Origin of the sequence: Streptomyces sp. NPDC088915 (genome assembly GCF_044749825.1) — a bacterium.
Classification (GTDB): Bacteria; Actinomycetota; Actinomycetes; order Streptomycetales; family Streptomycetaceae; genus Streptomyces.
On sequence record NZ_JBIVIR010000003.1, the window covers coordinates 191,635 to 212,196 of the forward strand.

Annotated in this window: 15 protein-coding genes; 14 read left to right on the plus strand and 1 reads right to left on the minus strand. The window is 72.7% G+C overall.

The features are described 5' to 3' along the window. The first annotated feature begins 45 nt into the window (after positions 1-45). The 11 genes from ACIP5O_RS07510 (at position 46) to gatB (ending at position 12,969) form a co-directional block, all read left to right on the plus strand. Entirely contained in the window at positions 46-489 is a 444-nt protein-coding gene (locus tag ACIP5O_RS07510) for a hypothetical protein (protein WP_401289729.1), read from the plus strand. Continuing rightward, positions 486-2,309 carry an alpha/beta hydrolase gene (locus ACIP5O_RS07515; protein ID WP_401289732.1) on the plus strand — a complete coding sequence of 608 codons (1,824 nt, stop codon included), beginning with the start codon at positions 486-488 and terminating at the stop codon, positions 2,307-2,309. Before ACIP5O_RS07510 ends, ACIP5O_RS07515 begins: the two co-directional genes overlap by 4 nt. Continuing rightward, on the plus strand, positions 2,306-2,890 hold the full coding sequence (locus tag ACIP5O_RS07520) for a hypothetical protein (RefSeq protein ID WP_401289735.1): 585 nt from the start codon (positions 2,306-2,308) through the stop codon (positions 2,888-2,890). The genes ACIP5O_RS07515 and ACIP5O_RS07520 overlap by 4 nt, the downstream gene beginning before the upstream one ends. A 14-nt stretch (positions 2,891-2,904) precedes the next feature. Continuing rightward, positions 2,905-3,603: an SDR family oxidoreductase gene (locus tag ACIP5O_RS07525; RefSeq protein WP_401289737.1), complete on the plus strand. Its 699-nt coding sequence runs from the start codon at positions 2,905-2,907 to the stop codon at positions 3,601-3,603. 37 nt (positions 3,604-3,640) lie between these two features. After that, positions 3,641-4,654 (plus strand): methionine synthase, encoded by a 1,014-nt coding sequence (locus ACIP5O_RS07530; RefSeq protein WP_401289740.1) that lies wholly within the window; start codon positions 3,641-3,643, stop codon positions 4,652-4,654. Positions 4,655-4,686: 32 nt separating this feature from the next. Then, a complete protein-coding gene (gene ligA, locus ACIP5O_RS07535; protein ID WP_401289742.1) occupies positions 4,687-6,876 on the plus strand; it encodes an NAD-dependent DNA ligase LigA in 2,190 nt (729 codons plus the stop codon). Positions 6,877-7,192: 316 nt separating this feature from the next. Continuing rightward, positions 7,193-9,313 carry a putative bifunctional diguanylate cyclase/phosphodiesterase gene (locus ACIP5O_RS07540; RefSeq protein ID WP_401289744.1) on the plus strand — a complete coding sequence of 707 codons (2,121 nt, stop codon included), beginning with the start codon at positions 7,193-7,195 and terminating at the stop codon, positions 9,311-9,313. Between the two features lie 86 nt (positions 9,314-9,399). Then, entirely contained in the window at positions 9,400-9,696 is a 297-nt protein-coding gene (gene gatC / locus ACIP5O_RS07545) for an Asp-tRNA(Asn)/Glu-tRNA(Gln) amidotransferase subunit GatC (RefSeq protein ID WP_015036350.1), read from the plus strand. 6 nt (positions 9,697-9,702) lie between these two features. Further along, complete coding sequence (gatA, locus tag ACIP5O_RS07550; RefSeq protein ID WP_401289746.1) at positions 9,703-11,202, plus strand: Asp-tRNA(Asn)/Glu-tRNA(Gln) amidotransferase subunit GatA; 1,500 nt, start codon at positions 9,703-9,705, stop codon at positions 11,200-11,202. A 5-nt stretch (positions 11,203-11,207) separates the two neighbouring features. Beyond that, entirely contained in the window at positions 11,208-11,441 is a 234-nt protein-coding gene (locus tag ACIP5O_RS07555; protein ID WP_356548322.1) for a hypothetical protein, read from the plus strand. 16 nt (positions 11,442-11,457) lie between these two features. Then, positions 11,458-12,969, plus strand: a complete 1,512-nt coding sequence (gene gatB, locus ACIP5O_RS07560) for an Asp-tRNA(Asn)/Glu-tRNA(Gln) amidotransferase subunit GatB (protein ID WP_401289748.1) — start codon at positions 11,458-11,460, stop codon at positions 12,967-12,969. A 78-nt stretch (positions 12,970-13,047) separates the two neighbouring features. On the opposite strand, the gene ACIP5O_RS07565 is transcribed toward gatB, so the two are convergent. Continuing rightward, complete coding sequence (locus ACIP5O_RS07565) at positions 13,048-15,069, minus strand: protein kinase (protein ID WP_401289750.1); 2,022 nt, start codon at positions 15,067-15,069, stop codon at positions 13,048-13,050. 390 nt (positions 15,070-15,459) lie between these two features. Here ACIP5O_RS07565 and ACIP5O_RS07570 point away from each other — a divergent pair, with 390 nt between their 5' ends. From ACIP5O_RS07570 to ACIP5O_RS07580, 3 genes are all read left to right on the plus strand, one after another. Next, positions 15,460-17,538, plus strand: coding sequence for a phosphocholine-specific phospholipase C (locus tag ACIP5O_RS07570; RefSeq protein WP_401289753.1), 2,079 nt, complete (start codon positions 15,460-15,462; stop codon positions 17,536-17,538). Positions 17,539-17,738: 200 nt separating this feature from the next. Next, positions 17,739-19,976, plus strand: coding sequence for an MMPL family transporter (locus ACIP5O_RS07575; RefSeq protein WP_401289756.1), 2,238 nt, complete (start codon positions 17,739-17,741; stop codon positions 19,974-19,976). Further along, complete coding sequence (locus ACIP5O_RS07580) at positions 19,954-20,538, plus strand: GNAT family N-acetyltransferase (RefSeq protein WP_401289758.1); 585 nt, start codon at positions 19,954-19,956, stop codon at positions 20,536-20,538. Before ACIP5O_RS07575 ends, ACIP5O_RS07580 begins: the two co-directional genes overlap by 23 nt. The last annotated feature ends 24 nt before the right edge of the window (positions 20,539-20,562 follow it).

Here is a 20,562-nt window from a genome sequence, read left to right on the forward strand (position 1 = left end):
AACGTCGTCGAGCGCGGAAGCGGAACGTACGGGGAGCGGGGGATCATGTCCTATTCGGAGCGCTGGCAGGAGCTGTTCGGACCGATCGGCGGAGGTTCGGCCGGCGAGCCGTCGACGCGTCTCGCCTCGGCGGCGCCGGAAGCCGGACCGGGTGGCGGCACCGGGACGCTCAAGCACCGGGGCGGCCCCTGGACCAGCGCCTCCGGCACCGCCGACGACCTCCGCACCAGCACCGAGGCGAGCCGCTCCGCGCTCGGCCCCGGGCACGAGGGCGTCGAGGCGGGAGCCGCGGGCCTCGGCTCGGTCGCGGCCCTCAGGGCCGTACTGACGTCCTGGGAGGACCGTCTGCGGACGGTACGGGACGAGTGCGACCGGCTCAGCGGGTCCCTGCTCACGGTTGCCAAGGAGATGGGCGAGACCGAGACCGCGGTCGAGAAGTCCTTCGGGTCCGCCGGCACGGCCGGGGAGAAGGCGGGGGCGCGGCGGTGACCGGAACGCTCACCTGGCGGCAGCTTCGCGACCTCAGGACCTCGGAGTTCACGGAGGCGGGCGACGCCTGGCACAAGGTCTCGAACCGCTCCGACTCCGACCGGGTCAGGGTCGACCGGGCCATGTCCGCGAAGCTCCGCGAGACCCAGGAGAGCGAGTCGGCCGGAGCGGCCCTCGGCAGGCTCCGGCGCCTCGGCCGCAACTTCCAGTACCTGCACACCGAGTGCGGGCTCGTCCGCACCGCGCTCAACGGCCTCGCCGCCGACCTCGCCGAGCCGCAGAACCTCCTCAAGCAGGCCCTCGCGGACGCCGCCGCCCTGCACCTCACCGTCCACGAGGACGGTTCCGTCGGCTATCCGGCCGCCGAGGTCGAGGACCTGACCGGGGCGAAGAAGGAGACACCGGGCGGCACGCTCCGCGGCCACGACGGGCTCGCCCCGGCCCCGCCCCTCCTCGGCGCCGACGGCCGGCCGTCGCTGTACCCGGCGTACTCGGGCTTCACGCCGCTCAATCCGAACGCGGCCAAGGCGCAGGAGGTGGCCGACCGCATCGTCAGGGCGGTGCGGTCCGCGCGGGACGTGGACGACCGGTACGCGAAGACCCTGAACGGCCTCAAGGCGGAGAAGGGCCTCGACGTCACCGAGGCCACGCTGAAGGACGTCTTCCGCGACACCGCCGACGTCCGCTCCACCGCCGGCGGACACCTCGGCGAGGGCGTCCCGGAGGACAAGAGCCCCGCCGAGCGCAAGAAGTGGTGGGACGGGCTCACCGACGAGCAGCGCCAGGAGTACCTGGAGGTCGCACCGGACCTGGTCGGCAACCTCGACGGCATTCCCGCGGCCGCGCGGGACGAGGCCAACCGGGCCTACCTGCCGGTCCTGATCGACGACCTGTCCCGCAAGGACGACGACGACTCCGCGACCAAGCTCGACGCCCTCCGCACCATCCGGGACAAGCTGAACGGGCCCAGCGACCCGCCGATGTTCCTCCTCGGCATCGGAGACGAGGGCAACGGGCGCGCGATCGTCTCGTACGGCAACCCGGACACGTCGAAGAACGTCTCGGCGTACGTGCCGGGCCTGATGACCAAGCTGGACGGCGAGTTCGCCACGGACACGCTGAAGCGGGCCCAGGACACCGCCAAGGGCGCCCGGCGCTTCGACCCGTCCAGCGCCTCGATCGTCTGGCTCGGGTACGACGCCCCGCAGCACGTGGACGTCATGACCAAGGGCGACGCCGAGCGGGGCGCCCCCGCGTACAACCGGTTCATGGAGGGGCTCTCGGCGACCAACGGGAACAAGGACCCCCACGTGACGGCGATCGGCCACTCGTACGGCTCGCTCACCGTGGGCACGGCCGCCGAGCGGTCCGGCGGGATCCCGGGCGTGGACGACGTCGTGCTGCTCGGCAGCCCCGGAGTGGGGGTGGACAGGGCGCAGGACCTCGGCGTGGGCAGGGACCACGTCTTCGTCGGCGCCGCCGACAACGACCCGGTCACGCACCTGCCGACGAAGGACGAGGCGGCGCTGGGCCTGGCGCTGGGCGGGACCCCGCTGGGGGCGGTGACGGGCGTCCGGATCGCCCGCGACCTCTTCGACGTGGGGAACGACGACCTGTACTTCGGCAAGGACCCGGCGAGCGAGGCGTTCGGGGCGCGGCGCTTCCTCGTCGACGACGGGCCGAGGATGGTCTGGGACCGCGGCTTGTTCGACGCGCATTCGCAGTACTTCACGCCGGAGAAGGACCAGATCTCCGCGGACAACATCGCGGCGATCGTCGCGGGGCGCCCCGAGGACGTAGTAAAGGAAGGCCATCGATGAGACGCATGGCGCGGACCGTTCGCATGCTCTCCGCATTCGTCGTGGCCGGCGTACTGCTCGCGGGGTGCGGGCCGCTGGACGACATGAAGGGCCCAGGAGGAGTGGTGGCGGGTATGAACATGCAGGGCGCGGCGGAGCACGCCGACGCGATGCTCTACGCGACGGTCGGGGCGATCAAGCCGGAGATCGTGTGGGTCCACGACACGACGACGACGGGCAGCTGTGACGTCACGCGTTACTGGGTGGTGATGACCGTCGTCTCCGAGGAGCGGCGTGGCAGTTTCCTGGGTGTGGTCGAGCGGTTCTGGAAGAAGAGCGGCTACAAGATCACGGGGATGCACGCGAGCAAGGAACGTCCCCGGCTCTACGCGGTATCCCCGGAAGGCTTCGGAATCAGCCTGGTCTTCGGGTACAAGGGGCAGGCGTTCTTCGAAGTCACGACCCCCTGCGTGGACAAGTCGGAAGTGACCGGTCCCGAGAAGCCGTCGAACGGCCCCACGTACGAAGGGGACGTCCCCACCCCCGACGTCCGCTCCGACTTCTGGTCCGCCACGACCCCCGTCCCCGGCCCCTCCTCCTGACCACGGGTGCGAGCATGGGGGCCATGGCTACTCATGTGATCACCGGAGCCGGCTCCGGCATCGGCGCGGCCGTCGCGCGCCGCCTCCACGCGCGCGGGGACGACCTCGTGCTCCACGCGCGCGACGCGGGGCGGGCCAAGGAGCTCGCCGCCGCGTTCCCGGGCGCGCGCACCCTCGTCGGGGACCTCGCGGACCCGGACCGGCTCTCCTGGGCGTTCTCGCACCAGAGCCTGCCCGAGCGGGTGGACGGGCTGCTGCACGTCGCGGGCGTCGTCGACCTCGGGCCGGTCGGCGAGCTCACCCCCAAGACCTGGCACCACCAGCTGAACGTGAACCTGGTCGCCCCCGCCGAGCTCACCCGGCACTTCCTGCCCCAACTGCGCGTCTCCCAGGGGCACGTCGTCTTCGTGAACTCGGGCGCCGGGCTCAACGCGCACGCCGAGTGGGGCGCGTACGCCGCCTCCAAGCACGGCCTGAAGGCCCTCGCGGACTCCCTGCGCCACGAGGAGCACGCCCACGGCGTCCGGGTCACCTCGGTCTACCCGGGCCGCACCGCCGGCCCCATGCAGGCGAAGGTGCACCAGCAGGAGGGCAAGGAGTACGACCCGTCGCGGTGGATCGACCCCGAGTCGGTCGCGACGGTGATCCTCGCCGCGCTCGACCTGCCGCGCGACGCCGAGATCAACGACCTCACCGTCCGCCCGGGACGCTGACGGAGAGGGCCGGGCCCCCGGGACGTACGCTTCCCCGGTGAGCGACACGATCGAGAAGAACGACTTCCCCTGGGGCCCCGCCACCGGCGTCGGATCCCTGCCCGGCGGCGACGCCCGCGAGGCCGCCAAGACCGTCACCGGCTCCTTCGAGGACTTCCCGTTCCTCGCGGAGCTGCCCGCGCGCGGGCCCGGCGCCGACATGATCGGCCGGACGATCGGGATGCTCGTCGACCTGTACGCGCACGTGGAGCCGAGCGGCTGGCGGATCAGCGACCGGCCCGGCCGCGACACCCGGCGGGCCCGCTCCTGGCTCGGCGAGGACCTCGACGCCCTGGAGGAGTTCACCCAGGGGTACGAGGGCGCGCTCAAGGTGCAGGCGGTGGGCCCCTGGACGCTCGCCGCCGCCCTGGAGCTGCGCGGCGGCGAGGCCGCCCTCGGCGACGCGGGTGCCTGCCGGGACCTGGCGGGATCGCTCGCCGAGGGGCTCGGCCTGCACCTGGCCGAGGTACGCAGGCGCGTGCCCGGCGCCCGGGTGGTCCTCCAGCTCGACGAGCCCTCGCTCACCGCCGTGCTGCGCGGACAGGTCCGCACCGCCAGCGGCTACCGCACCTACCGGGCCGTGGACCGGCAGGTCGTGGAGGGCGCCCTGCGGGAGGTGGCCGCGGTCCACGACGGGCCGGTGGTCGTCCACTCCTGCGCCCCCGACGTCCCCTTCGCGCTGCTGCGCCGGGCCGGCGTCGCCGGGATCTCGTTCGACTTCGGGCTGCTCACCGAGCGTGACGAGGAGGCGATCGGGGAGGCCGTGGAGGGCGGCACGAAGCTCTTCGCCGGTGTGGTGCCGTCCACCGACGGCCCGTTGTCGGACCCGGGGGGTAGCGTCATGGGTGTCAGGACGCTGTGGCGCAGGCTGGGGCTGAATCCGGGGACCCTCGCGGAGTCCGTGGTGATCACCCCCACGTGCGGGCTCGCGGGCGCGTCGCCCGCCCACGCCCGCGCGGCGCTCGCCCACTGCGTCCGGGCTGCGAAGTCGCTCGCGGACAACCCGGAGTGACCGGGGACCGAGGCACGGGAGGACGGACGAAGGTGGCAGTCGACGAGGGGGCCCTGCCCGCCGAGGCACGGGAGAAGCACGCGGACCTGGCCGAGCGGATCGAGGAGCACCGCTTCCGGTACTACGTGAAGGACCAGCCGGTCATCAGCGACGGCGAGTTCGACAGGCTGCTGCGCTCCCTGGAGGCGCTGGAGGAGGAGTACCCGGAGCTGCGGACCCCCGACTCGCCGACCCAGAAGGTCGCCGGGCAGTACGAGACCGACTTCACCGCCGTCGAGCACCGCGAGCGCATGCTCTCCCTGGACAACGCCTTCGACGACGAGGAACTGGCCGCCTGGGCCGAGCGCGTCGCCCGGGACGTCGGCACGCCCGACCACCACTTCCTGTGCGAGCTGAAGGTCGACGGCCTGGCCGTGAACCTGACGTACGAGCACGGACGCCTCACCCGGGCCGCGACCCGCGGCGACGGACGCACCGGCGAGGACATCACGCCCAACGTGCGCACGATCGAGGACGTCCCGGAGCGGCTGGGCGGCGACCGGATCCCGGCGCTCGTGGAGATCCGCGGCGAGGTCTACTTCCCGATGGAGGCCTTCCTCGGGCTCAACGCCCGCCTGGTCGAGGCCGGCGAGAAGCCCTTCGCCAACCCGCGCAACGCGGCGGCCGGTTCGCTCCGCCAGAAGGACCCGAAGGTCACCGCCTCCCGCCCGCTCCACATGGTGGTGCACGGCATCGGGGCCCGCGAGGGCTTCGACATCGCCCGGCTCTCGGAGGCGTACGCGCTGCTCCACGAGTGGGGCCTGCCCACCGCCCGGCACAACAAGGTGGTCGAGACGCTCGACGAGGTGCGGGAGTTCATCGCGTACTTCGGCGAGAACCGGCACTCCGTCGAGCACGAGATCGACGGCGTCGTCGTCAAGCTCGACGAGATCCCCCTCCAGGGCCGGCTGGGCTCCACGGCCCGCGCCCCGCGCTGGGCCATCGCCTGGAAGTACGCGCCGGAGGAGGTCAACACCAAGCTGCTCGACATCAAGGTCGGCGTCGGCCGGACCGGCCGCGTCACCCCGTACGCGCAGGTGGAGCCGGTGACCGTGGCCGGCTCCGAGGTCGAGTTCGCCACCCTCCACAACCAGGAGGTGGTCAGGGCCAAGGGCGTCCTGATCGGCGACACGGTCGTGCTGCGCAAGGCCGGCGACGTCATCCCGGAGATCCTCGGACCGGTCGCGGACCTGCGGGACGGCACCGAACGGGAGTTCGTGATGCCGACCGAGTGCCCCGAGTGCGGGACGCCGCTGAAGCCGATGAAGGAGGGCGACATCGACCTCCGCTGTCCGAACGCCCGGGCCTGCCCGGCCCAGCTCCGCGAGCGCGTCGAGTTCCTCGCCGGCCGCGAGTGCCTGGACATCGAGAAGTTCGGCGCCGTGGCCGCCGCCGCCCTGACCCAGCCCCTGGAGCCGGCCGAGCCGCCGCTCCGGGACGAGGGCGACCTCTTCGACCTCACCGTCGAGCAGCTCCTGCCGATCCGGGCGTACGTCCTCGACCCGGACAGCGGGCTGCCCAAGCGGGACCCGAAGACCGGCGAGGAGAAGATCGCCACCGTCTTCGCCAACCAGAAGGGCGAGCCGAAGAAGAACGCGCTCGCCATGCTGGAGAACATCGCGGCGGCGAAGACGCGCCCGCTGGCCCGCTTCATCAACGGGCTCTCGATCCGGCACGTGGGGCCGGTCGCGGCCGCGGCCCTCGCCCGCGAGTTCCGCTCCCTGGAGCGGATCGAGCAGGCGAGCGAGGAGGAGCTTGCGGCCGTCGACGGGGTCGGCGGGATCATCGCGGCGGCGGTGAAGCAGTGGTTCGCCGAGGAGTGGCACCGCGAGATCGTGCGCAAGTGGCGGGCCGCCGGGGTCGCCCTGGAGGACGAGGGCGCCGGCGAGGACGAGGGTCCGCGCCCGCTGGAGGGGCTCACGGTCGTGGTGACCGGCACCCTGGAGAAGTTCACCAGGGATGGCGCAAAAGAGTCGCTCCAGCGGCTCGGAGCGAAGGTGACCGGTTCCGTTTCGAAGAAGACCTCCTTCGTCGTGGTGGGCGAAAACCCTGGTTCGAAGTACGACAAGGCGATGCAGCTCAAAGTTCCGGTTCTGGACGAGGAAGGCTTCTCGATCCTGCTCGAACAGGGACCCGACGCCGCCCGGGAGGCCGCGGTCCCCGTACCCGAGACTCCCCAGTAGTCCCTTTCCGTCCCGGAGAACATCACCCGTTCGGCGCATACCAGACCGGGAGGGGTGGCCGGGTCTCATTCGGGCAAGACACGGAGAGCGCTGCCCGTCGGAGCCCTCGGCGGCCTAGTGTGGTGACCGTGCGTCTCGTCCTGCACGGCCGCGCGAGGGCTCTGCCGGTCGTGGCGTCAGGACAACGGCCCCGTGACACGAGGAGCGGCCGCCCGCCGGCGGCCCCGCACCGGACGACGGCGGCCGCACGACGGACGGCCGCCCCACCGCGGCCCAAGGCACACCGACGGCACCGCCGCCTGTGAGAGGGACGGAAATGGAACCGACCGAGAGCGCCGCCCCGGTCCCCCGGCCGCACGGCCGCGTGGCCCCCGGGGGCTCCACCTCCCGGCTGCCCGCAGCCGTGGTGGGCATCGCCGCCGTCCTGCTCGCCGCCGGACTCCAGCAGGCCCTCACCACCGGGCACGGACTCTTCCCCGGCGGGGTCACCGGCTGGTCCCTCGCCGTCCTCACCGGCCTCATCGTCGGCCACCTGGTCGCCCTCGGCCGCGACCGCTGGTGGGGCGGCACCGGCTCCGGCGCCGCCCTCACCCTCGCCGTCCTCCTGCTGTACGGCTGGGTGCCCGCCGGACTCGTCTCGCTGACCGTCGTCACCCTCGTCGGCGCCGCCCGCCACCACCGCTGGCGACAGGGCCTGCTGCACGGCGCCGCCGACGTCCTCGGCGTCGGCGCCGCCGCCCTCGTCCTCGCCCTCTTCGGCGACGTGCCGACCGTCGAGCAGCCCTGGCGGCCCCTCGACTGGACGATCGGGGACCTCCCGGAAATCGTCCTCGCCGCCGCCGCCTACCTCGTGGTGACCCGGCTCCTCCTGTGGTACACGCTCGCCCCCCAGGGCCGCGGACTGCCCACCGTCGCCCGCACCGCCCTCCTCCGGCAGGGCCTCGTCGCCGTCGCCCTCCTCGGCATCGCCCCCCTCATCTGCGCCGTCGTCGCGAGCCGCCCGGTCCTCCTGCCGCTCTTCGCGGTCCCCCTCATCGCCCTCGACTCCACCCTCTGGATCGCCCGCGCCCGCGCCGAGGAGCAGCTGCGCGACCCCCTCACCGGGCTCCCCAACCGCCAGTGGCTCCTGGAGCGGGCCTGGACCGCCCTGGAGGAGGCCGAGGACCAGGGGGCCCGCGCCGCCCTCGTCCTCATCGACCTCGACCGCTTCCGCTCGGTCAACGACACCCTCGGCCACCTCGCCGGCGACCGGCTGCTCCTCCAGATCGCCGACCGGCTCCGCCTCGCCCTGCCCCGCGGCGCCGAGGCCGCCCGGCTCGGCGGCGACGAGTTCGCCGTCCTGCTGCCCACCGCCGACTCCACCACCAGCGCCCAGCGCGTCGCCCGCCACCTCGTCGCCGAGCTCTCCTCCCCGCTCGACCTCGACGGCCTCACCCTCGTCCTGGAGGCCAGCGCCGGCGTCGCCGTCTTCCCCGACCACGCCCTCGACGCCGAGGGGCTGCTGCGCCGCGCCGACGTCGCCATGTACCAGGCCAAGCGCGACCGCACCGGCGTCGAGGTCTACGAGTCCAAGCGCGACTCCAACACCCCCGACCGGCTCGGCCTCCTCGGCGACCTGCGCCGCGCCCTCGACGCCCACGAGGTCCAGCTCCACTACCAGCCCAAGGTCCGCTTCGACGGCCAGGTCGCCGGTCTGGAGGCGCTCGTCCGCTGGGTCCACCCCGAGCGCGGAAAGGTTCCCCCGGACGAGTTCATCGCCATCGCCGAGTCCTCCGGCCTGATGCCCCACCTCACCGAGTACGTCCTGGAGACCGCCCTCGCCCAGGTCGCCCGCTGGCGCGCCCAGGGCCTCGACGTCCCGGTCGCCGTCAACGTCTCGCCGCGCGACGTCCACACCCCCGGCTTCGCGGGCGCCGTCGCCGCCCGGCTCGCCCGCCACGGCGTCCCGGCCGGCTCCCTCCAGCTGGAGATAACGGAGCACGTGCTCCTGGAGGACCCCCAGCGGGCCGCCGACACGCTCAACGGACTCACCGGCCACGGCGTCAAGATGTCCCTCGACGACTTCGGCACCGGCTACTCCTCCCTCGTCCACCTGCGCCGGCTGCCGGTCAGTGAACTGAAGATCGACCGCTCCTTCGTCGCCCGGCTCGCCGTCGACACCGAGGACGCCGAGATCGTCCGCTGTACCGTCGACCTCGCCCACTCCCTCGGCCTCCTCGTCGTCGCCGAGGGCGTCGAGGACGACGAGACCTGGGAGCGGCTGCGCGACCTGGGCTGCGACGCCGTCCAGGGCTGGCTGGTCGCCGCCGCCATGCCGTCCGACGAGGCGACCGCCTGGCTCCTGGCCCGCGGCGAGCACGGCTGGCGCCGCCCCGCCGACCTCGCGCCCCCGACCGACCTGGACCACCCCTCGGGCCAGGTCGTCCCCCGGGCCTGACCCGGTCCGGCGAAACCGTTTCACGGGCTATGGCACCGGCCCCATAGGATGGACCCACACATCAAGCTCACCCCGTGAGGATCCGCATGCCTGGCATCACGCGCGAGGAGGTCGCCCACCTCGCACGGCTGGCGCGTCTGGAGCTGAAGGGCGAAGAACTCGATCACTTCGCCGGCCAGCTCGACGACATCATCGGCGCGGTCGCCCGCGTCTCCGAGGTCGCCGACCAAGACGTACCGCCGACCTCCCACCCGCTGCCGCTGACCAACGTCATGCGCGCGGACGAGGTCCGTCCGTCGCTCACCCCCGAGCAGGCGCTCTCCGGCGCCCCGGCCCAGGAGCAGCAGCGTTTCAAGGTGCCGCAGATCCTGGGGGAGGACTAAGAAGTCATGACGGACAACATCATCATCAAGCTCACCGCGGCCGAGATCGCCGGGAAGATCGCCGCCGGCGAGCTGACCGCCGTCGAGGTCACCGAGGCCCACCTCGCCCGCATCGAGGCCGTCGACGAGAAGGTCCACGCCTTCCTGCACGTCGACCGCGACGGCGCCCTCGCCCAGGCCCGCGCCGTGGACGAGAAGCGCGCCCGGGGCGAGAAGCTCGGCCCGCTCGCCGGTGTGCCGCTCGCGCTCAAGGACATCTTCACCACCGTCGGCATCCCGACGACCGTGGGCTCGAAGATGCTGGAGGGCTGGATCCCGCCGTACGACGCGACCCTGGTCAAGAACCTGAAGGCCGCCGACGTCGTCATCCTCGGCAAGACCAACATGGACGAGTTCGCGATGGGCTCCTCCACCGAGAACAGCGCCTACGGCCCGACCGGCAACCCCTGGGACCTCACCCGGATCCCCGGCGGCTCCGGCGGCGGCTCGTCGGCCGCCCTCGCCGCGTACGAGGCCCCCCTCGCCATCGGCACGGACACCGGCGGCTCCATCCGCCAGCCCGCCGCCGTCACCGGCACCGTCGGCGTCAAGCCGACCTACGGCGCGGTCTCCCGCTACGGCATGGTGGCCTTCTCCTCCTCCCTCGACCAGGGCGGCCCCTGCGCCCGCACGGTCCTGGACGCGGCCCTGCTGCACGAGGCGATCGCCGGGCACGACCCGCTCGACTCCACCTCCATCGACGCCCCGGTCCCGCCGGTCGTCGAGGCCGCCCGCAACGGCTCCGTCGCCGGCATGCGCGTCGGCGTCGTCAAGCAGTTCCGCGGCGAGGGCTACCAGGCCGGCGTCGTGCAGCGCTTCGACGAGTCCGTCGAGCTGCTGAAGTCGCTGGGCGCCGAGATCGTCGAGCTGGACTGCCCCACCTTCGACCTGGCCCTCTCGGCGTACTACCTGATCGCGCCGTCCGAGTGCTCCTCGAACCTGGCCCGCTTCGACGCCATGCGCTACGGCCTGCGGGTCGGCGACGACGGCACCCGGTCCGCCGAGGACGTCACCGCCCTCACCCGCGAGGCCGGCTTCGGCGACGAGGTCAAGCGCCGCATCATCCTCGGCACGTACGCGCTCAGCTCCGGCTACTACGACGCGTACTACGGTTCGGCCCAGAAGGTCCGCACCCTCATCACCCGCGAGTTCGAGAAGGCCTTCGAGGAGGTGGACGTGATCGTCTCCCCGACGACCCCCACCACCGCCTTCCCGATCGGCGAGCGCGCCGACGACCCGATGGCCATGTACCTCGCGGACCTGTGCACCATCCCGACCAACCTGGCCGGCAACGCCGCCATGTCGCTGCCCTGCGGCCTCGCGCCCGAGGACGGCCTGCCGGTCGGTCTGCAGATCATCGCCCCCGCCCTGAAGGACGACCGGCTCTACAGGGTCGGAGCAGCCGTCGAGGCCGCCTTCGTGGAAAAGTGGGGGCACCCGCTGCTCGAGGAGGCTCCGTCGCTGTGAGTGCCATGGCAAAGAAGGCCAAGAACTTCAAGAAGTCGAAGACCGGTCTGTACGTCTCGCTGGCCAGCACCGCCTTCGGTGCCGTCAGCGTCGCCAAGCAGGCGAAGCTGGCCCGCAACGACGGCGACGCCCTGCGGCTGATCGACGCCGCGGTGTCCGCCGCCGCCATCGTCACCGGCCTGGCGATCCTCTACCGGGAGCTGAAGCGCCTGGGCGACGAAGACGTCCTGCTGGGCTGAGAGGGAAAGTCTCACCGTGACTGTCACTGAACTGCTGTCGTACGAAGCGGCGCTCGCCGAGTACGACCCCGTCATGGGCCTGGAGGTCCATGTCGAGCTCGGCACGCGGACCAAGATGTTCTGCGGCTGCTCCACCGAGCTGGGCGCGGACGCCAACTCGCAGACCTGTCCGACCTGCCTCGGCCTGCCCGGCTCCCTCCCGGTCGTCAACGCGATCGGCGTCGAGTCCGCGATCAAGATCGGCCTCGCGCTCAACTGCGAGATCGCCGAGTGGTGCCGCTTCGCCCGGAAGAACTACTTCTATCCGGACATGCCGAAGAACTTCCAGACCTCCCAGTACGACGAGCCGATCGCCTTCAACGGCTACCTGGACGTCCAGCTGGAGGACGGCGAGGTCTTCCGCGTGGAGATCGAGCGCGCCCACATGGAGGAGGACACCGGCAAGTCCACCCACATCGGCGGCGCGACCGGCCGCATCCACGGCGCCTCGCACTCGCTGCTCGACTACAACCGGGCCGGCATCCCGCTCATCGAGATCGTCACCAAGCCGATCGAGGGCGCGGGCGAGCGGGCCCCCGAGGTCGCCAAGGCGTACGTCGCCGAGCTGCGCGAGCTGATCCGCGCCCTGGGCGTCTCCGAGGCGCGCATGGACAAGGGCCAGATGCGCTGCGACGTGAACCTGTCGCTGCGCCCGCACGGCACCGAGAAGTTCGGCACCCGCTCGGAGACGAAGAACGTCAACTCGCTCCGCTCGGTGGAGCGCGCGGCGCGCTTCGAGATCCAGCGGCACGCGGCCGTCCTGTCCTCCGGCGGGACGATCGTGCAGGAGACCCGTCACTTCCACGAGGACGACGGCTCCACCACCTCCGGCCGCATCAAGGACAACGCCGAGGACTACCGCTACTTCCCGGAGCCGGACCTGGTGCCGGTGGCCCCCTCCCGCGAGTGGGTCGAGGAGCTGCGGGGAGGCCTGCCCGAGCTGCCGCGCGTGCGCCGCAACCGGCTGCGCGAGGAGTGGGGCGTGTCCGAGCTGGACATGCAGTCCATCCTCAACGCGGGCGCGGTCGACCCGATCGTCGCCACGATCGAGGCGGGCGCGGACGCGGCCTCGGCCCGCAAGTGGTGGATGGGCGAGCTCGCCCGGAACGCCAACGAGCAGGGCGTCTCCCTGGAGGAGCTGGCGATCACCCCGGCGGACGTGGCCCGGGTCTCGGCCCTGGTCGCCTCCGGCGACCTCAACGACAAGCTGGCCCGCCAGGTCATCGAGGGCGTCCTCGCCGGCGAGGGCACCCCGGACGAGGTCGTCGAGAAGCGCGGTCTGAAGGTCGTCTCCGACGACGGCGCGCTCGGCACGGCGGTCGACGAGGCCATCGCGGGCAACGCGGCGATCGCGGACAAGATCCGCGGCGGCAAGGTCGCGGCGGTCGGCGCCCTGGTGGGCGCGGTCATGAAGGCCACCCGCGGCCAGGCGGACGCGGCGAGGGTCAAGGACCTGATCCTGGAGAAGCTGGGCGTCAGCGAGGGCTGATCCCGCGGCGTACGCGTACGGACACGACAGCGGCCCCGCACCGGAACTCCGGTGCGGGGCCGCTGTCGTGCGTCCCGGTTACCGCTTGAGGAGCGGGGCGGCGATGACGGCGTTGCCGGTGTCGGTGCAGGTGGCCTCGACCTTCAGGCGCAGCCGCAGGGCCCCGTCGATCTTCAGGCTCTCCGTGATCGGCTTGCCCAGCTCCACCGTCTCGTTGAAGAGGGCGGGCTGGTTGTCGACGGAGACGACGACCCGGGCGGACTCGATCTTCGAGCCGTCGTCGATCCCGGCGGTGAACTCGAAGTTCTTCCACTCCCGGTTGAGGTCGTACTCCACGTAGGCGCCGCTGTAGCAGTCGCCGATCAGGGCCGCGCCGTACTCCTTGGTGTTGATCTTGGCGGCGCCGACGGTGAAGTCGTCGGGATCGCTGACGGAGGCGAGCGTGGTCAGATCGGCCACGGGGAGGTCCGGCACCGAGCCGGGGTCGTCCGTCGGGCTCGCCGACTCCGAGGGCGAGGCGGACTCCTCGGTCGGCGCCTCGCTCGTGGGCTCCTCCGACGGGCTCTCGGTGGCGGGGTCCGGGGCGGGTTCCGTGGTGGCGACCGGGGAGGTGGAGACCGGGCCGGCGGCGGCGTTCTTGCCGTCGTCCTCCTTGTCGCCGAGGAACCGGACGCCGGCCACCGCGAGGGCGGCGATCACGACGACACCGGCCACGGCGCCGATCAGCGGGCCCCTGCGGCGACGGCGGCGCGGCTCGGGGGCCGGGGTGGGGGCGGTGGCCGGGCCCGACGCCGGGGAAGGCGTCGGCGGACCGAAGCCGGGTGCTCCGAAGCCGGGGCCGGAACCGGGGCCGCCGAAGCCGGGGCCGCCGAAGCCGGGACCGTCGGCGACGGGCGTGGCGACGGCGGGCGGTTCGGCGGACGACCGGTACGCGGCGTGCTGCGGGGCGACGGGGGACGCGGGGGCGGCGACGGGCGGGGCGACCACCGGCTGCGGGGTCACGACCGGGGGCGGCGACACGACGGGCGCCGCGGACGGCCGGTCCTCCGGCGCCGCCGTGGCGGCCGCGCCCGGCGGCGGGCTCGCGGGCCGCGGCGGCGCGGTGGGCGGCGCGGTCGTCGGGACCGGCGGGGCGGTGGGAGCCGGCGGAACCGCGTCCGCGACCGCCGGGACCGCGTCCGCGACCGTCGCCGGGCGCGAGGTCGTCGTGGTGGACACCACCCCGTGCCGTACGTCCTTCACCCAGGACGACAGGGAGATCGGGCGCCGCCCGGCCTCGGCCGAGGCGATGCTCAGGACCCGGTCGCGCTGCTCCTCCGGCAGCCCGGCGATCTGCGGCAGCGCGCGGAACGCGGAGACCAGCTGCTCGGGCGCGGTGGGCGGGGACTGCCCGCTGAGCAGGAAGTACGCGAGGGCACCGAAGGCGTACCGGTCGGTGGCCGGGGTGCGCTTGCCCTCGAAGACCTCGGGGGCCGCGTAGCCGGGGGTGAACCACACCTCGGCGGTCTGGTGGTCGGCGGTCAGCTTGCTGAGGCCGAAGTCGACGAGGGTCGCCTGCCCGTGCTCGTCCACCATGACGTTGCCGGGCGAGAGGTCGCCGTGGACGACCGTGCGTCCGGACGGGGTGGCCTTCCCGGAGTGCAGCCAGTCGAGGACGTCCGCGAGCTGCTCCAGGGTCCGCATCACCTCGCGCCGCTCGGCGGGGGAGGTGAGGGTGCGCTCGGCCCGCCAGTCGCGCAGGTCGAGGCCGTCGACGTGGTTCATGACGAGCACCAGGGCGCGGCCGGTGATCGTCCCGGAGTCGCCGGGCCGGTGGATCGGCGGGCCCTGGAAGTGCTCCCGCACGCCGACGACGCCGGGTCGGTGCACGAAGCGGAGCAGTTCGGCCTGCTCGTTCCACTTCTGGCTGATCCGCTCGAAGATCTCGGGCGTGATCGTCGTCTTCGAGTCGAGGACCTTGACGACGACCGGCTCCGTGCCGCCGGCCAGCTCGATCTCCGCGAGGTAGAGCACGGCCTCGCCGCCGCGTCCGATGGACCGCAGGAGGCGGTACCGGTCGGGAGCGGAGTCGGGGCCGATGTGGTGTGCCGTCTTGCTCAAGTTTCCCCCAGGGCACAGTGATTGACAGACGCTCAGCTTGCCGCTCCGGCGGGCCCGGGGTCAACGCGGCTGCGTGTGCGCGGAATCCTCCCGTCCCGCCGCCCGTCCGGCCGGATTCGTTCACGCGTCCGACCGGGTCCACCCGCCTGTCCGATCGGGCCCGCGCGCCCGTCCGGCCGGGCCTCCTCGGTTCCCCCGCGACCTCGGTGAAGCACGGGGAGATGGCCGGAAATCGATTGGATTCCCTTCGCGTCCCCTTGGACGTTCACCACCGCGCCCCCGCCGGGTCTTCTCGCCGTCACCCCGTCTCACTACCGTCCCCGACGAACCACCCAATGGCTCGAAGGAGAACCATTGGCCGTCGACTGGAGGTCGGTCTTGTCGTCCGAGATGTCCCGCAGAAGGCTCCTCGCACTGGGCGGCGGCGCCCTCGGCACCGCCGCGGCCGGATCGCTGCTGCCGCCGTCCCTGCAGGCCGCGATGGCCGCGGAGTCCCACTCCGGGGGATTGTCGGCGGTCCGGCACGTGGTGATCCTGATGCAGGAGAACCGTTCCTTCGACCACTACTTCGGCACCCTCCGCGGGGTCCGCGGATTCGGCGACCGCAATGCCATTGAGCTTCCCTCCGGCAGGCCGGTCTTCGAGCAGCCCGCCGGAGCCGACAAGGCGGTCCTCCCCTTCCCGATCCGGGACGCCGCCGAGACGCAGAAGAAGGACCTCCAGTACATCGGCGACCTCGACCATTCCTGGGGCGGCGGCGCCAAGGCCTGGCGCGGCGGCTGGATGGACGGCTGGGTTTCGGCCAAGACCGCCGCCACCATGGCGTACTACGACCGCCGTGACATCCCCCTGCACTACGAGCTGGCGGACACCTTCACCGTCTGCGACGCCTACCACTCGTCGATCCACACCTCGACGAGCCCCAACCGCAACCACCTCTGGTCCGGCTGGACCGGCTACGAGGCCGACGGCAGCCGGGCCGTCAGCAACGCCGCCTACGCCGAGGGCACCCACCCCGGCTACGGCTGGTCCACCTACGCCGAGCGGCTCGAAGCCGCCGGGCGGAGCTGGAAGACGTACACCGAGTGGGAGAACTTCACCGACAACAACATCGAGTTCTTCACCACCTTCAAGAAGATCGCCCGCAAGGCGCTCGCCCGCACCGGCGGCCACACCTTCATGGAGTCCTTCTACGCCGCCGTGCGCGGCACGAAGGACCCCGCCGAACGGACCCGGCTCCTGGGCCTGCTCGACGAGGGCGTCGCGGAGCTCACGAAGGCCGAGCGCTCCCTCTTCGAGCGCGGCCTCCGCCGCGTCGAGAGCGGCACCCTCGCCGACGCCTTCCGCGCCGACGTCGCCGCCGGCACCCTGCCCGAGGTCTCGTACCTCGTGCCCTCCGCGATCGACTCCGAGCACCCCGGCTCCTCCTCCCCGATCGCCTCCGCCACCCTCGTCTACAAGGTGCTCGACGCCCTCGGCTCCCACCCGGACGTCTGGCGCCACACCGTCGTCCTGATCAACTACGACGAGAACGACGGCTTCTTCGACCACGTCCCGCCGCCCGTCCCGCCCGCCGACGACACGGACGAGCGCTGGAAGGGGCAGCCCACCGGCCTCGGCATCCGCGTCCCGCTGCTGGTCGTCTCGCCCTGGTCGGTCGGCGGCTACGTATGCTCCGAGACCTTCGACCACACCTCCGTGATCCGCTTCCTGGAAAAGCTCACCGGCGTCCGCGAGCCCAACATCACCCCCTGGCGCCGGACCGTCACCGGCGACCTCACCTCCGCCTTCGACTTCCACCGGGGCCGCAGGCAGCCCGAGGTCGAGCGGCCGGGGCCGGTCCCGCCGTTCACCGGCCGCTGGCGGCCCCAGCCCCCGGCCGTGCAGCGGATGCCCGTCCAGGAGCCCGGCGTCCGCCCCGCCCGCCCCCTGCCCTACCAGCCGGACGCCGCCGCCACCGTCCGCGCCGGCGCCGTCACGGTCGCGCTGAGCAACCGGGGGAGGGCGAGCGCGCACTTCGCCCTCTACCCGTACGCGGGCGAGTTCGACGTCCCGCAGCACCGGGACGTCAGGGGTGCGGAAGAGTGGACCGTCCCCGTCCCCGGCGACCGCTACCGCTTCACGATCACCGGCCCCAACGGCTTCCGGCGCGAGTTCGAGGGCCCCGCGACGGGCGGCGCCGAGCTGGCCACCCGGATCGACCACCACGACCGCGACCTGCACCTCACCGTACGGAACACCGGCCGCGCCCCCGTCTCCTTCACCGTCCGGCCGCTGGGGTACGTGGACGAGGACGACCTCGCGGACTGGACCCGCACCGTCACCGTGAGGCCCGGGAAGACCCGTACCGTCGTCCACTCCGCCGCCGACGCGCACGGCTGGTACGACGTCGAGGTGACCGCCCCCGGGGGCTTCCGCCGCCGGCTCATGGGCCACGTCGAGAACGGCCGCGCCAGCGTCTCCGGCTGAGCGCGGAGGACGAGCGCGGAGGACGAGCCGGGGCGCGGGCGGAGACGTCCTCGCGCCCCGGTGAACCACACGTGTGTGACCATCGACACGAAAGGGGCAAACGATCACGTTTGGCTGCGAGAGTGGGCGCACGTAGGTCATGCGTTCTTTATCGGGCCGTTCCCCGGAAAGAGCCACGAACCACCCAGGGAGCACGTCCGTTGGCAGCCATCGCCCGGTGGTGCATCAAGCACCGCCTCGTCGCCGTCCTCCTCTGGTTCCTCGCCCTCGGCGGGGCCGGCACCGGGGCGATCCTCGCGGGGAACGCGTACTCCAACGACTACGAGGTCCCCGGCACCGAGTCCGGCCGCGCCACCGCCCTCCTCGAACGCGGCTTCCACGGCCTCGGCGGCGACGAGGACACCATCGTCTGGCACACCGAACGGGGCAGCGTCCGCGCCGACGCCGTCCGGGAACGCATGACCGGCGTCCTCCGCGAGGTCACCGACCTGCCCGGCGTCGCCGCCGTGACCTCCCCCTACGGGGACGCGACGGGACGGATCAGCGAGGACGGACGCACCGCCTACGCCACCGTCACCTTCGCCGCGCAGGCCGACGACATCCCCGAGGGGCAGGCGAAGGCCCTCGTCGGCGCCGCCAAGGCCGCCGCGACCGACGACCTCCAGGTGGAGCTGGGCGGCACCGCCGTCGCCCTCACCGAGGCCCCCGGCGGGCACGTCGCCGAGGTCGTCGGCGTCGCCGTCGCAGCCGTCGTCCTCTTCCTCGCCTTCGGCTCGCTCGCCGCCTCCGCGCTCCCCATCGCCACCGCGCTCGTCAGCGTCGGCATCGCGTACTCCGGGATCGTGCTGCTCGGCCACCTCATGACCGTCGCCGACTTCGCCCCCATGCTCGGCATGCTCGTGGGCCTCGGCGTCGGCATCGACTACGCGCTCTTCATCGTCACCCGGCACCGCCGGGGCCTCAAACGCGGCCTGTCCGTCGCCGAGGCAGCCGAGACCGCCGTCGCCACCACCGGCCGCGCCGTCGTCTTCGCCGGGGCCACCGTCTGCATCGCCCTGCTCGGCATGCTGATCCTGCGGCTGAGCTTCCTCAACGGCGTCGCCGTCGCCGCCTCCCTCACCGTCGTCCTCACGGTCGCCGCCTCCGTCACCCTCCTCCCCGCGCTGCTCTCCCTGATCGGCATGCGCGCCCTGTCCCGGCGCGAGCGCCGCACCCTCGCCGAGCACGGGCCGCAGCCCGAGCTGCCCACCGGCTTCGCCGCCCGCTGGTCCGCCTTCGTCGAGCGCCGTCCCAAGCTCCTCGGGGCCGTCGCCGCCGTCGTCATGGCGGTCCTGGCGCTGCCCACCCTCTCGCTCCACCTCGGCACCTCCGACCAGGGCAACGGCCCGGCCACCGCGACCACGCGCAAGGCCTACGACCTGCTCGCCGAGGGCTTCGGGCCCGGCGTCAACGGACCCCTCACCCTCGTCGCCGGACTCGACGGCGCCGACGACCGGGTCGCCCTGGACCAGCTGCCGGCCGCGCTCTCCGCCACCAAGGGCGTCGCGGGCGTCTCCCCGGTCACGTACAACAGCTCCGGCGACACCGCCGTCCTCACCGTCGTCCCCGACTCCTCGCCGCAGTCGAAGGCCACCAGCGAGCTGGTCGACCGGCTGCGCCAGGACGTCCTGCCGAGGGCGGAGGCGGGCACCTCCCTCGACGTGAACGTGGGCGGCGTCACCGCCTCGTACGACGACTTCGCCGAGATCATCGTCGGCAAGCTGCCGCTCTTCGTCGGCGTCGTCATCGCCCTCGGCTGCCTGCTGCTCCTGCTCGCCTTCCGCTCGATCGGCATCCCGCTCAAGGCCGCCGCCATGAACGTCATGGCCGTCGCCGGGGCCTTCGGCGTCGTCGTGACGGTCTTCCAGTGGGGCTGGGGGAGCGAACTCCTCGGCCTCGGCAGCGCCGGTCCGATCGAGCCCTTCCTCCCCGTGATCATGGTCTCCGTCCTCTTCGGACTCTCCATGGACTACCAGGTCTTCCTGGTCAGCCGGATGTACGAGGAGTGGCTGGAGACCGGCGACAACCGGCGGGCGGTCCGGGTCGGCCTCGCCGAGACCAGCCGGGTGATCAACTCCGCCGCCGTCATCATGATCTCCGTCTTCCTGGCGTTCGTGCTCTCCGGCGACCGGGTCGTCGCGATGTTCGGCATCGCGCTCGCCGCCGCCGTCGCCCTCGACGCCTTCGTCCTGCGCACCCTCCTGGTCCCCGCCCTCATGCACCTGCTCGGCGGCGCGAACTGGTGGCTGCCGAAGGGTCTTGACCGCCTGCTGCCCCGGATCAGCATCGAACCCCCGGAGTGCCGGGCCACCGCCGACGCGCGTGCGAAGATCCCCGCACAGGGTCCGACGGTCCCGACCACGGAGGAGAACGAGGATGTTCGCGATATCGCTGGGTGACGACGGCGCCGAGCTGCGGCCCCTGGAACCCTGGCGGGCCGAGGAGTTCCTGGCCCACATGGACCGGGGCCGGGAGTACGTCGGACGGCACATCGGCCTCCCGGACATCGTCACGGACCCGGACTCCGCCCGCTCCTTCCTCCGCTCGTACGCCGAGAAGGCCGCGAACGACACCGGCCGGATCCTCGGCATCTGGACCGGGGGCACCCTCGTCGGCGGCGTCATGCTCCGGACCATGGACGTGGCGCACGGCACCGCCGAGGCGGGCTGCTGGCTGGAGCCGTCCGCCGCCGGGAAGGGCCTGGTCACCCGGGCCTGCCGGATCATCATCGACTGGGCGGTCGAGGAGCGCGGCATCCACCGCGTCGAGTGGTACGCCTCCACGGAGAACGAGGCCAGCGTCGCCGTCGCCCGCCGCCTCGGGATGACGAAGGAGGGCGTCCTGCGCGAGAACTACCCGCACCGGGGCTCGCGCACGAGCACGGAGCTCTGGTCGGTCCTGGCCCCGGAGTGGCGCGCGGCGAAGAAGGAGAGGGAGAAGGAGGAGCGGGCGGGGGAGTAGCCCGGGGCGGGCGCGTTAAGACCG

Coding starts and splice junctions, on each gene's coding strand:
- ACIP5O_RS07580 (WP_401289758.1), top strand. CDS start 19,954: ATGTTCGCGATATCGCTGGGTGACGACGGCGCCGAGCTGCGGCCCCTG.
- ACIP5O_RS07555 (WP_356548322.1), top strand. CDS start 11,208: ATGGCAAAGAAGGCCAAGAACTTCAAGAAGTCGAAGACCGGTCTGTAC.
- gatC (WP_015036350.1), top strand. CDS start 9,400: ATGCCTGGCATCACGCGCGAGGAGGTCGCCCACCTCGCACGGCTGGCG.
- ACIP5O_RS07520 (WP_401289735.1), top strand. CDS start 2,306: ATGAGACGCATGGCGCGGACCGTTCGCATGCTCTCCGCATTCGTCGTG.
- ACIP5O_RS07570 (WP_401289753.1), top strand. CDS start 15,460: ATGTCCCGCAGAAGGCTCCTCGCACTGGGCGGCGGCGCCCTCGGCACC.
- gatA (WP_401289746.1), top strand. CDS start 9,703: ATGACGGACAACATCATCATCAAGCTCACCGCGGCCGAGATCGCCGGG.
- ACIP5O_RS07525 (WP_401289737.1), top strand. CDS start 2,905: ATGGGGGCCATGGCTACTCATGTGATCACCGGAGCCGGCTCCGGCATC.
- ACIP5O_RS07510 (WP_401289729.1), top strand. CDS start 46: ATGTCCTATTCGGAGCGCTGGCAGGAGCTGTTCGGACCGATCGGCGGA.
- ACIP5O_RS07540 (WP_401289744.1), top strand. CDS start 7,193: ATGGAACCGACCGAGAGCGCCGCCCCGGTCCCCCGGCCGCACGGCCGC.